This window comes from Phocaeicola sp. RTP21198st1_B8_RTP21198_201120 (assembly GCF_040929485.1).
Lineage (GTDB): Bacteria > Bacteroidota > Bacteroidia > Bacteroidales > Bacteroidaceae > Phocaeicola > Phocaeicola dorei.
Genome location: NZ_JBCOCI010000063.1, coordinates 1 through 12,759 on the forward strand (window position 1 = coordinate 1; position 12,759 = coordinate 12,759).

Consider the following 12,759-nt stretch of genomic DNA (forward strand, 5'->3'; position numbering starts at 1 on the left):
TTATCTGCAAATTCAGTAATGAGAGGACGTGTAAACGCAATAAGGACGTTCAAGGGCTTAGTTGCGGATTTGAGGAAAAAATAAGCACTATGAAGAAAGTCCTCTATATTACAATACTCGCCTGCTCTACTTTATGGGTATCTTGCACAGAGAAAAATAAACAATCCGTCAGAACAGATTCCTTTATAGAAAAGAATGTAGCATTTGCACGTGCACAAATCGGGAATGAAATACGAATCATAGAAAAATCAGAAAAATTTACAAACCCCGTTACACTGAAAACTGACAGTACCATTTATTATTGTGACTACGCCGACTGGCGAAGTGGTTTTTTCCCTGGGTCAGTGTGGTATCTATATGAACTGAGTGGCGACACTACTCTCTTATCATTAGCTGATAAATACACTTCGGCCATAGAAGAAGCCAAAAAACTGACTTGGCACCATGATGTAGGTTTCATGATAAATTGTAGTTTCGGCAATGGATGGCGAACAACTAAAGTACCCAGATACAAAGAAGTCATGATAGAAGCTGCCCGTTCATTGGCTACTCGTTTCCGTGAAAAGCCGGGAATTATCCAATCATGGGATGTGACCCGAGGCTGGCAATCGGAACGCGGTTGGGAATGTCCGGTCATAATAGACAATATGATGAATTTGGAGTTACTATTTGAAGCAACTAAATTATCTGGTGATTCCACTTTTTATCACATAGCAGTGAACCATGCAGACCGCACTTTGAAAGAGCATTTCCGTACAAACGGAAGTTGTTATCATGTAATAGATTATAGTTTGGCAGACGGCATGGTACGGCATAGACAAACAGCCCAAGGATATGCAGACGAATCGACTTGGAGTCGTGGACAAGCATGGGCTATTTATGGTTACACTGTGTGTTACCGGGAAACTCATGATAAAAAGTATCTAAATCAGGCATTGAAGACTTTCCAATTCATGAAAACACATCCCCGGCTTCCCAAAGACTTGATTCCTTATTGGGATATGGATGCTCCCAATATTCCCAATGAACCACGAGACGCTTCAAGTGCTTCTTGTATAGCTTCTGCACTTTATGAAATTAGTACAATGGATGTGCCTGATGCAAACAGTTATAAGATCTATGCAGACAGTATTATGGCTTCTCTAGCCTCACCAAACTATCTGGCATCTCTTGGAAAAAATGGTAACTTTTTATTAATGCATTCAGTGGGCAGTATTCCTCATGGCACAGAAATAGATGTACCTTTAAATTATGCAGACTATTATTTCCTGGAAGCACTGAAACGAAAGCGGGACATTGAAGAAGGCACACGCTAATTATACAGACAAACAGATAACCATCCGAGTACCTTCAGTATAACTCGAGTCAACAAATATGTTACCAGACAAACGTTTAATAATTAAACGGCTTAAATATAACCCCAATCCGTTACCTTGTGCAAACTCATCCAGTTTGATAAAACACAGAAATATTTCCTCCCGTTTTTCGGGAGGAATGCCACAGCCGGTATCGGTTACTTCAATTCGTAACTTACTTTGTGCCTTATCCAACCTCATCTTAAGAGTTATAGATCCAGAATCTGTAAATTTATTAGCATTATCCAACAGGTTCTCTATCACTAACGACAAATACAATTCATTGGTGGAAACAAAAATTTCCCCTTCTGGTAATTCCAAATGATAAATTATTCCCACCCTGCTCCATCGTTCTACTTTATCCATTTCTTGTCTGCAGATATGAGTTATCTGGTTTGTTCACAAAGAAGAGGCGCATCAGATGAATCTAAATTAGCCACTACCAGCAAGTGATCTATCAACGAAGTGAGAATTTCCGCATTAGCAGTAATAATACCTGAAAAGCCAACAATAGCGTTTAATGGAGTCCGTATTTCATGACACATAGAATTAATGAATGCTGTTTTCATTTTCTCACTTTCCCCAGCTTTTTGATTCAGTTCACCTAAAACTTTTTCCATCTGTCTTTCTTCAAATCATAGTACAAGTAAAAACAAATACTCATCACCAATACAAGTACCATAAAAAGTGTAATTACTAAAATACGCCTGTTCTTAGTTTCCAAACGGTAATTCTCATGGTTCAATTGATCTACTTCATACTTTACCTGTAGTTCACTAAGTTGTTTTTTCAGATTGGAAGATTTAATGGAATCCTGCACTTGTATATAGAGTTTATGATACTTAAAAGCATTTTTATTATCTTCCATAGCCTCATAAATTTGTGAATTGATATCCAATAATCCCGGGACATTAGACTGACTTGTCATCCAAGCATATTTTATCAAGCTGTCATTAGTTATCAATGCATTATGGAAATTATGCTTATATAAGTAATAATTATTCATGCCAAAAAACAATTATACTTATCAATAGGCTCCGTAACCCAAGCACTCATCTTGATCATCAGATTATAATACTTCTCTAATTTATCATCGGATAATTTATCCGCACGCATCAACAAAGAAGTATAACATTGGAGATATCGTATATTAATATTATAGAAAGGACGTTGACGAGCATAGTACAACTCATAATATTTTCTATATTGCTGAAGCTATTTTTCAACATATTCAATATATAGATCTCCTTTATCTATAAAGTTCAAGGTCGAAAGAAAATTCCATACAGTACAAATACGAAACTTGAATCCTTCCTCATATGGTAACTGACAAGCCAGCTTATAAGCAGTTTCCAAATAGGGATCAGCCTCTTCATATTTACCTTCACTACACAAAGCATAGCCTGTAATAAAAGTCTGTTCCATCTGTATGTAAATATCATTCCCACCTATATTTTCTTTACCCATAAAAGCCAATTCCTCTGTTATAGCAGTTTCAACCTCATTATTCCTGACTCTGCCTGCAAACAATCTCATTCGTAAAAAGAATAAATATGGATGAGATTCTTCCAGTGTCCCAACATCCTTTAAAAGAGACATATAATACCAAACAGAATCGGCATGATAAACTTTAATATACGAGAAAACCAAATCAGAAAGAGCCTCAAACATATGAGTCTTATCATTTACTGCTTTTGCGGTGAAATACATTTATTAAGATAATCCACTTCTTCAGGTTTCTCAAAATAAAAATCAGCCAAACCTCTGTAAATCTCAATTTGTAGAGAAAACTCTACAGGACTTCCTATAATATTCAGAAGACTATCTTTGGTAGTAGAAATACTACTTCCTATAACAACAAAAATCCCCAAACAGATATCAGTATATAACAAGTGATATATTTCATAATATCAGATTATTAAGGTACGAATATACAAATAATATAGCAATGTAGCAGCAATTATTCTTTCATTATTAGAATTTACACAATAATGGGCAATTAATCCACTTATTTTTTAATTATATGCTTTAATATTGCATCGTGGATATTTTCTGGCAACTATGAAATTATTAATTATTAAACATCAAATATATGGTAAAAAAGTTAGTTAGTGTATTTTGTATATGTGCATATTTTGGACTTGCTCATGCACAAATACCACAAGAGATTTGGAAAGAAAGTGAGCAAATAGAAAAACAAATCAAAAAGACCTCTTTTCCCGATCGTGTGTACAACATTAAAGATTTCGGTGCCAAAGAAGGAAATAATGGTGAAATATTCTGCCATGAAGCAATCAATCTGGCTATCCTCACATGCAGTCAAGCAGGTGGAGGAACTGTATTAGTTCCACCCGGAGAATTTCTAACAGGTCCTATCACACTGAAAAGCAATGTAAATCTGCATTTGGAAGAAGGCGCCTATCTAAAATTTTCTTCAGAGAAATATCTATATACTCCAACCGTACTCACCCGCTGGGAAGGAGTAGACTGTTACAATTTGCATCCATTAATTTATGCTTATGGAGAAAGTAACATAGCTATCACCGGTAAAGGTATTATAGACGGACAGGCCAGTAATGATAACTGGTGGAGTATGTGTGGTGCTCCACACTATGGCTGGAAGGAAGGTATGACAGCTCAAAAAAATGGCGGCAGAAACAAATTACTGATGTACGCCGAAACATTTGCCCCGATAGATAAACGCCAAATGACTTTTGAAGACGGTTTACGTCCCCAGCTTATCAATCTATATCGTTGTAACACTATTTTAATAGAAAATGTAACATTGAAAAATTCTCCATTTTGGGTTATCCATCCTTTATTTTGTGAAAGTCTGACAGTACGTGGGGTTAAAGTATCCAGTCACGGTCCCAATAGCGATGGCTGCGATCCGGAATCAAGTAAGAACGTATTAATTGAAAACTGTATATTCGATACTGGAGACGACTGCATCGCTATTAAAAGCGGACGGAATGCGGACGGACGGAAATGGAACGTACCAAGTGAAAATATCATTGTACGCAATTGCGAAATGAAAGACGGACACGGTGGTGTAGTTGTAGGTAGTGAGATCTCGGGAGGATATAAGAACCTGTTTGTTGAAAACTGCAAAATGGACAGTCCGAACCTAGAACGTGTCATCCGCATCAAAACCAACAACTGCCGCGGTGGGGTCATTGAAAATATTTATGTGCGTAATATAGAAGTAGGCGAATGTCGCGAAGCCGTTTTGAAAATCAACCTGCAATATGAAAACCGTGAAAAATGTGACAGAAGTTTCCCACCTGTAGTACGCCATGTATATCTGGATAATGTTACTAGTGAAAAAAGTAAGTACGGAGTCTTAATTACCGGATATGACGACCGTGTCAATATTGAAGATATCCATGTAACAAACAGCCGTTTCAATAATGTAGAGAAAAAAGGGAATTTAATTACCGGAGCTAAAGATGTAGTACTGAATGAAGTATATATCAATGGAAATAAGGTGAGAAAATAAGATCCCCCTTATTATATCGGGTGAACAATGAGTTCACCCGATATAATGATAAAACATAACTTTACTATCATTTATCTTCATCGTCCAATCTGATTTTTTGCATATTCTGTAGAAGTCATTCCCCAATAAGACTTAAAACTTTTACTAAAATAATGAGGATCACTAAAACCTACCATATAAGCTATTTCCGCCATTGTATATTGGTTTTCCTTAATCAGTTCAGCAGCTTTCCTCATGCGTATTTCTTTTATATACATTATAGGAGCCATACCAGTTAAAGATTTCAACTTATGAAAAAAATTGGTCCGACTCAGACTGAAATAACTGACCAATTGATCTACATTCAATTCCGGATTACCAAGTTGCTCTTCCATAATTTTAGCTAACTTATTAAGAAAAGCAGCGTCTCTTGCCGACAATTGAACCGATCTGTCTTTTTCTTTATTTTCGTTCCCCTCTTCATATCCTACTTTACAATAATATGCTTGTAACATTTTACGCCGAGCTAGGATATTTTCTACTTTAGCTTGCAGATAATTAACACTGAACGGCTTCGTTATGTAATCATCAGCTCCTGTATGAATACCAGTCAGAATGCTATCCATATCTGTCTTGGCAGTCAATACTATGGCAGGAATATGCGAAGTTCGTTCATCGTTCCTTAGTTCCTGCAACATCTGTAGACCACTTTTTACAGGCATCATGATATCAGTAATTATCATATCAGGCAGATCAGAAAAAGCCTTTTTTAATCCAACCTCGCCATTATTAGCCTCAACAAACCGATATGCTTCCTGAAATATTTGTTTGATAAATACTCTTAATTCATAATTGTCTTCAACAATAAGCATGAGCGGCTTCTCCGCTTCATTCAATTCTTGTAGTTCGTTTTGAGAATTGAAATCTAAATTTGTATCTTCATTCCAATCTGATAATATATATTCCGTGTCAGACGGATAATGTTTTTTACCTTTTAATAGCCTTACAGTAAATAGACTCCCTTTTCCGAACTCACTTTCCACATTTATACTACCATGATGCATTTCCACAAGTTCTTTAGCCACTGAAAGTCCGATACCAGAACTTAAAGGAGCGTAAATGCTATCCGGAACCACATTCTCGTAACGATTGAAAATCACTTTCTGCTTTTCTCTCTTTATCCCTACTCCTTCATCTTGGATTTGAAGAAGGACTGCATTCCCATCATCTTTCATACTAACCCAAATGTTCTTGCCATCAGAAGTGTATTTGAAGGCATTAGACAGCAAATTAAAAATAACTTTCTCTAATTTATCTTTGTCCACCCAAAGATTTACTTTAGACAATTGAGTGTTAAAATTCAAACTAATATGCCGCTCTTGAGATAAAGTTGTAAAATAGTTGATTATTTCTTTCGTGAAACTGATAATATCCACATACTGAACTCTCAGTTTCATCTTGCTATTCTGGATTTTACTAAAATCCAAGATCTGCCCTACCAACCTCTGCATACGGTCACTATTCTTTTTAATAATCTTCAAAGTATCTCTCACCTTCCCAGAAAGACTTTCGTCTCTGAGTATATATTCCAAAGGTCCGGTAATCAATGTTAATGGAGTTCTTAATTCGTGAGACACGTCAGTAAAGAAGCTGAGTTTTAATTGAGTAATCAATTCTTCATTTTTAGCCTTATTTTTTATCCGATAAAAAACGGTATATACATAAATGGCAACTGCAATAAATAATACAATCAAAAAGAAATAGAGCATAGTAGCACAAGGTGTCTCAGAGAAAGTAGGAAGCACTTCAAAAGAAAGTGTTCGTTCATTTTCAACCCATACACCTTCATTATTGGTAGACTTTACACGAAATACATATTTTCCCGGAGGAAGATTAGTATAGTTAGCCTCATGCCCGTTATCCGTCAAACGAAAGTTTTTATCAAAACCGTCTAACTTGTAAGCATATTGAATATACTCCGTATTGGTCATGTCTAGAGCAGAGAATACCAACCTGAGGGTGTGATTATTAGGAGGTAACTGCATATCCTTGCTATTATCAGGATTAACAGACAAAATAGAAGGAGTTTTTCTGGGAGTCAGTTCCTGATTGTTTACCCAAATAGAAGAGAAAAATATTTGTGGTATAAAATCTGTTTTATGAATATTCTCAGGGGTAAAATAGAACAAACCTCGGTTAGTACCAAAAAAAATCTGCTTGCCATCTGTTGCCCCTACACCTTCACTAAAATGCATATTAAACGCGATATGCTCACTAGAATACTGAATCTGTTCGGCCGAAGCTACAAATTTCACTAATCCACCACCCGTCACCAACCATAAATTTCCTTGTTTATCCTCGTGCATGGAATAAATAATATCTGAAATAAGTCCATTCTTCTGTGTGAAGGATTTACATTGATAAGAATGGAGCCCCATGGGAGAAAGCTCATTTAACCCTCCGCCATAAGTAATGGCAAAAATGTTCCCATTATCCATACATTGAATCATTTGTACGTCATTATTACTAAGACTATTCACATTTCCCTGTTCACGGCATATAGAATGAAAATCTATTTCTTCAGGACAATGAAAAGAAACCTTAAATTGTAAAATTCCCGCTGTTGTAGACACCCAGATACGCCCTTGATTATCTTCAGTAATATGTCTGACTTTATAAAAATGACTAATCGGATATCTCTTTAACAAATTGCGATGATTGATAAATCTTAAAGTACCATCAGGCATAGTTTCAATCAAATTCAATCCACCTCCGTAAGTAGCTACCCAAAGTCTCTGCCTACTATCCTGAAAAGTAAAATAGATATTATCATTACTCAATGAATAGGGGTCGTCAGCTTTATGTTTAAAATGCTGTAGCTTAAAATTGCCTTGTGAAGTTTCTATTGCTTTTATCAATCCCTGGCCTTTAGTCGAAATCCAATAAACACCAGCCGAATCTTGCATGATGGCATATACTTTGCCCCATTTCATCCTTTTCAATAATCGAAGCCGGGCATCATATATGGAAACATTCATATCTCTGCTTCCCGTCCAAATACGTTGTTTTTTGTCTATATACAGTGCCCTGATCTCATTATCAGGTAACTCTACATCCTGAGGAGCAGGTGTATAGATATGAAATTTATCAGGGATAAAAGTGATGCGCTTAAGTCGGTTGAGCTGGGTACTCATCCATAAATTTCCTTGTTTATCAACAAAAGCAGCAAAACAGCGGTCATTTGATTTCCACTTGACAGGCTGCTCCGTAGTATTAAAAGGTATTAACCGCCTATTTTGAGAATCAAAATAAGAAAATCCTCCGCCCTTAGGGTGTACCCATAAAATATCATTCCGATCCTCAAAAGCAAAAAAATCACTTTCAGTATTTAGTGGTCTTCCCTGTTCATCCTTTCCTTCAATAAAGCTTAAACGCTGTGTTTTCAGATCAAACAAAGTGACTCCCGGAACAGGATGTACAAGCCACAATAAATCTCCACAAGTAATTTTAGCAGACTCTATGTTTTTGTCTTTCAACAGAGAAAGAGAATCAAGCATCACATGTCTTATCTCACCGAGAGAGTCATGAATAAAAAAGCCATCCGAATCAGTAACATATATCAGTCCAGCCACAGAAGGCAAAATAGAAATCACAGAAGCCGATGTTGGCAATTGAGTATGGATAGAAAGTTCTCCTGTCAACAAGTATTTATAGACTTTGCCTTGATGTGCACCTAAATATATATATTCTTCCAACTCTGTTGCAAAATAAAAAGGTATTTTCTCACTTTTTCGACAATCAGACAAAGAAATAATAGAAAGTTCTGAATCATATAATCGATATACCCCCTCATCCGTAAGAAGCCATTCCTGTAATTTCGAATCCATAAATACAGACCGGATTTTACCAGTAGCCAAAGTATTTTCTCTTGATGAATAGAATTGAAATGTCATAGATAAATCTTCAGGAGCCGTAACGACCCGTACTGCACTCCCATCTTCACATAATAACCATACTATTCCATTCGGAAGGACAGATATTGACCGAAAGTTATTGACTGTTTTTTGAATGACAGGTTCAAAGACTTCCTTGTCAGGATTAAAACGATAACAAGTGGAATCATAACACAATACCCATATACATCCGAATTTATCCTCGACTATATCCAATAAACGATCATTGGTCAATCCTCCCAGATCTTCCATATTCGATTTATAATTCTTAAAATTATAACCATCAAAACGATAAAGCCCATTCCAAGTAGCAAACCATAACAAACCTTTATGATCTTGGATAATATCATTGACCAGCCCATCCTCCACTCCATTCTGACTGGAAAAGTACGTAACTGAATATTTTTGAGATATAGCTCCTTTTGCCAGTACATCGGCTGTAAAAAAGCATAGTATTACTACACAGAAAAAGGTAAGAATATCAACCCAGTATGTTTTCATATCAAAGTAATGTGTTTCCTTTGCGAAATTAGCAGAAAATGGGTATTCATCAAAATACTTTCTATTTTTAATCCACCGCAATATATGTTGTTTAGCTACCTTTGATAGATATTCCAACTAAATTATCAGTTTTTCCACTTATAAAAAGATAACATCCGTCTATATTTGACATCAAAACAAAAACAACTCTAATACTAAATTAATAATGAAAGACATGAGAAAAAAAGAGTATTTAAAATCCCGCTCTGTTATAGTACAGGGTATTCATTCTCCAAAAAGATTTTGGTTTGCTTGCGGACTTTCCTTAGGACTAGTTTCCTTACCATTATCCACTTTTGCAAACAATTGGTCAAACCAACTAGGTTCATCAATTCAAAAATCAATTCAACAAAACCGAATCATTACAGGTAGTGTCATAGACGAAAGCGGAGAAGCATTAATCGGCGTTTCCGTATTGGTAAAAGGAACTACTTTAGGAACGGTAACCGATTTAGATGGTAATTTCACACTGGAAGTTCCAACAGGTGCAATCTTAGTTGTTTCATATGTAGGGTATAAAACACAGGAAATAAAAGTAGGAGAGCAGCAAAAACTAGCTATCACGGTCGAAGCAGACAACAAATTGTTAGATGAAGTGGTAGTAGTGGGCTATGGTGTAGTAAAGAAATCAGACCTTACAGGTTCTGTAGGTAGTGTAAAATCCGAAACAATTTCTGCCAAAGGTGCAACATCAGTTGTCGAAAGTCTACAAGGGCAAGTTGCCGGAGTGAATATCTCACAGTCTTCTAGCCGTGCCGGTGACGGATTCAATATTCAGATTCGAGGTAAAAGTTCATTAAATGGCGGCAATCCATTATATGTAATCGATGGAGTAGTTTGTGAAAATATGGATTTTCTAAATCCGATGGATATTGAAAAAGTAGACATTTTGAAAGATGCTTCATCTACCGCTATCTATGGTTCACGGGCCACAAATGGTGTAGTGATGATTACCACCAAAAAAGGAGACAAAGATATAGCCAAGACTACAGTCAGTTATGATGGATATTATGGTATAAAAACCAAAGCCAATATGCCGGACTTTATGGAAGGAGATGATTTCATGAAATTCCGTTTCTCCCGTTATCTAGTTTCATCTATGGATGCCTCTTCAGGAATGACTAACTGGGAAATGACTGATGCCAATTTCCTGAACTTCTGGGGAAATGGCAGTCAAATAGTGAAAGATATGTATCTCAATAAAAATTACACCGATTGGGTAGATATCGTAACCCGTAACGGCTCACAACAGAATCATTTCATCAATATTTCCGGAAATACAAAAAATATAACCTACCGCGTAGGACTAGGGTATCAAAATGAAGAAGGAATCATGTATGACGGTTATGAACGCTGGAATATAAAAGGAGCCGTAGATCATAAGATTTCAGATAAAATCTCAGCCGGATTCTCCACAAATATGGCAACAGCATCCAAAGAGAGTGGTAGCAACTACTCTATTTTGGAAGGGTTCCGTATGACCCCTAATATGCCATGCTATTATTGGGAAGGGGAAAAGGCAGGACAGTTAATTTCACAACCAGGTAAAGATACCGCCATCTATCCCAATGGTGGTGGTCCGACTTCCTCCATCAATCCAGTGGTGGACCGTTTGAACTCAAAAGACGATACACGTTCTTATGATGTGATGGCAAATATTTATTTGCAATACAGCCCCGTTAAAGAAATAATTCTTAAAACTACTTTCTCCCCCATGTATACCAAAACCCATCGTGGTACATTCTATAACGGAGAAACCCAACTTCGTTCTGGAAAAACAAACATGGCCGAAAACTATAATGATGAAATATTCTCGTATACTTGGGATACGCAAGCCAATTACATCAAGAATTTTGGAGATCATAGTCTGAATGCCTTGGCCTTATTCAGTGTCTATGAACAAAAGTTACAAGGCGACTATATCAATGTAGTGGATATGCCATTTGATGTAAACTGGCATAATCTTGGTTCAGGCACTGTACAAAGTCAGTCTAGCTATTATAAAAAAATCTCCATGTTATCTTATGTAGCCCGTATCAACTATGCCTACAAAGGCAAATACATGCTGACTGTATCTTCACGTTGGGACGGCAGTTCCAAATTCCAAAAAGACAATCGTTGGGGGATGTTCCCCTCAGCTGCCATGGCATGGCGCATTTCCGATGAAGATTTTATGGGATTTGCCAGCAAATGGTTAAGCAATTTAAAACTCCGTGCCAGCTTTGGCGTTACCGGTAATAATGCCGGTGTAGGGCCTTATGACACACAAGCTTTGGCAAATATTAAATATTACTATAATTACGGATCGTCTGTTGCCAACGGTTATGGTTATACCATGACAAACGCCGACCTGACTTGGGAGAAAACAACCGAAATCAACCTCGGTCTTGACTTCGGTTTCTTGAATAATCGTATCAATGGATCTATCGATATCTACAACAAAGATTCCAAAGATCTCTTGATGGAGATGGAAACCCCATTTGAACTAGGTTCCTATACAGGCTCCATTGTAAGTAATGTGGGTAAGGTGAACAATAAAGGTATAGAAATCCAACTGAATACCATCAACGTAAAGAATAAAGATTGGAACTGGGAAACAACCTTCTCTTTTGCGCGTAACATTAACTCTATCAAAGAATTGAATGGTACCAAAGAAGATTTGGTGGGTAACAAATGGTTTATCAATCACCCTATAGACGTAGTATACGGCTATAAATATACCGGAATCTGTACTCGAGAGGAAGCCCAAGCTTATGCCCAAGACCCGAAAATGAAAACCAAATTCTATGAAGGCGAGATGAAAATCTATGATAAGGATGGCAATGGTACTATCGATGCCAATGACAAAATGATCCTCGGACATTGTGCTCCGACCTGGACCGGTAACTTCACCTCCAACTTGTCCTATAAGAACATTGACTTCTCTTTCAGCATTTACACCAGTCAGGGAGGAATGGTATACTCTCCCTTCATGGCCGAGTTCGTAGACTATGGACAGCGTGGCATGAATCGCCTAAACATGGATTACTATATACCTCAAGGTGCTCCGATACTAGGTGCTGATGGCTCTATAGCCTACCAAGAAGTCACTCATTACGGTAGTTACCCCTTCCCAACCAATGGTGGAAACGGTAAAGGAGGCGGTGCATACTGGCAAAGTGGTGCCAATGAGGACCGAGCACAAAATTTCGTTGACAACTCATATGTTCGAATCAAGAATATTACCCTCGGCTATACTTTTCCACAGAAATGGATTTCAAAACTTCATATTTCCAATTTAAGAATCTATGCTAATATATTAAATCCTTTCACTTTCACAAATTATGAAGGGTTCGACCCCGAATGGGCCGACGCACAAGTAGGTGATGGTACCGGTGGTGTCAGTTCAAGAACTTATCAAGTTGGTGTAAATTTAAAATTCTAAAATTAAATG

At 37.0% G+C, this 12,759-nt stretch carries 8 protein-coding genes; 3 read left to right on the forward strand and 5 right to left on the reverse strand.

Annotated elements, in window-relative coordinates:
* The first annotated feature begins 89 nt into the window (after nucleotides 1-89).
* Nucleotides 90-1,316: a glycoside hydrolase family 88 protein gene (locus AB5935_RS17900; RefSeq protein ID WP_007840480.1), complete on the forward strand. Its 1,227-nt coding sequence runs from the start codon at nucleotides 90-92 to the stop codon at nucleotides 1,314-1,316.
* On the opposite strand, the gene AB5935_RS17905 is transcribed toward AB5935_RS17900, so the two are convergent.
* From AB5935_RS17905 to AB5935_RS17920, 4 genes are all read right to left on the reverse strand, one after another.
* On the reverse strand, nucleotides 1,317-1,721 hold the full coding sequence (locus AB5935_RS17905; protein WP_007836622.1) for a sensor histidine kinase: 405 nt from the start codon (nucleotides 1,719-1,721) through the stop codon (nucleotides 1,317-1,319). It abuts the gene before it with no gap.
* A 20-nt stretch (nucleotides 1,722-1,741) separates the two neighbouring features.
* Nucleotides 1,742-1,975, reverse strand: a complete 234-nt coding sequence (locus AB5935_RS17910) for a histidine kinase dimerization/phospho-acceptor domain-containing protein (protein WP_007836624.1) — start codon at nucleotides 1,973-1,975, stop codon at nucleotides 1,742-1,744.
* The gene (locus AB5935_RS17915; RefSeq protein WP_038611344.1) at nucleotides 1,960-2,361 is read right to left on the reverse strand and encodes a hypothetical protein; all 402 of its coding nucleotides are present in this window, start codon (nucleotides 2,359-2,361) and stop codon (nucleotides 1,960-1,962) included. The genes AB5935_RS17910 and AB5935_RS17915 overlap by 16 nt, the downstream gene beginning before the upstream one ends.
* Nucleotides 2,362-2,570: 209 nt before the next feature.
* Complete coding sequence (locus tag AB5935_RS17920; protein WP_227235921.1) at nucleotides 2,571-3,026, reverse strand: histidine kinase; 456 nt, start codon at nucleotides 3,024-3,026, stop codon at nucleotides 2,571-2,573.
* 421 nt (nucleotides 3,027-3,447) lie between these two features.
* Here AB5935_RS17920 and AB5935_RS17925 point away from each other — a divergent pair, with 421 nt between their 5' ends.
* Nucleotides 3,448-4,854 (forward strand): glycoside hydrolase family 28 protein, encoded by a 1,407-nt coding sequence (locus AB5935_RS17925; RefSeq protein WP_007836630.1) that lies wholly within the window; start codon nucleotides 3,448-3,450, stop codon nucleotides 4,852-4,854.
* Nucleotides 4,855-4,931: 77 nt separating this feature from the next.
* Here the strand turns inward: AB5935_RS17925 and AB5935_RS17930 are convergent, their stop codons facing one another.
* Entirely contained in the window at nucleotides 4,932-8,963 is a 4,032-nt protein-coding gene (locus tag AB5935_RS17930; protein ID WP_233525391.1) for a two-component regulator propeller domain-containing protein, read from the reverse strand.
* Between the two features lie 538 nt (nucleotides 8,964-9,501).
* Here AB5935_RS17930 and AB5935_RS17935 point away from each other — a divergent pair.
* Nucleotides 9,502-12,750 carry a SusC/RagA family TonB-linked outer membrane protein gene (locus AB5935_RS17935; RefSeq protein ID WP_007840467.1) on the forward strand — a complete coding sequence of 1,083 codons (3,249 nt, stop codon included), beginning with the start codon at nucleotides 9,502-9,504 and terminating at the stop codon, nucleotides 12,748-12,750.
* Nucleotides 12,751-12,759: the final 9 nt, after the last annotated feature.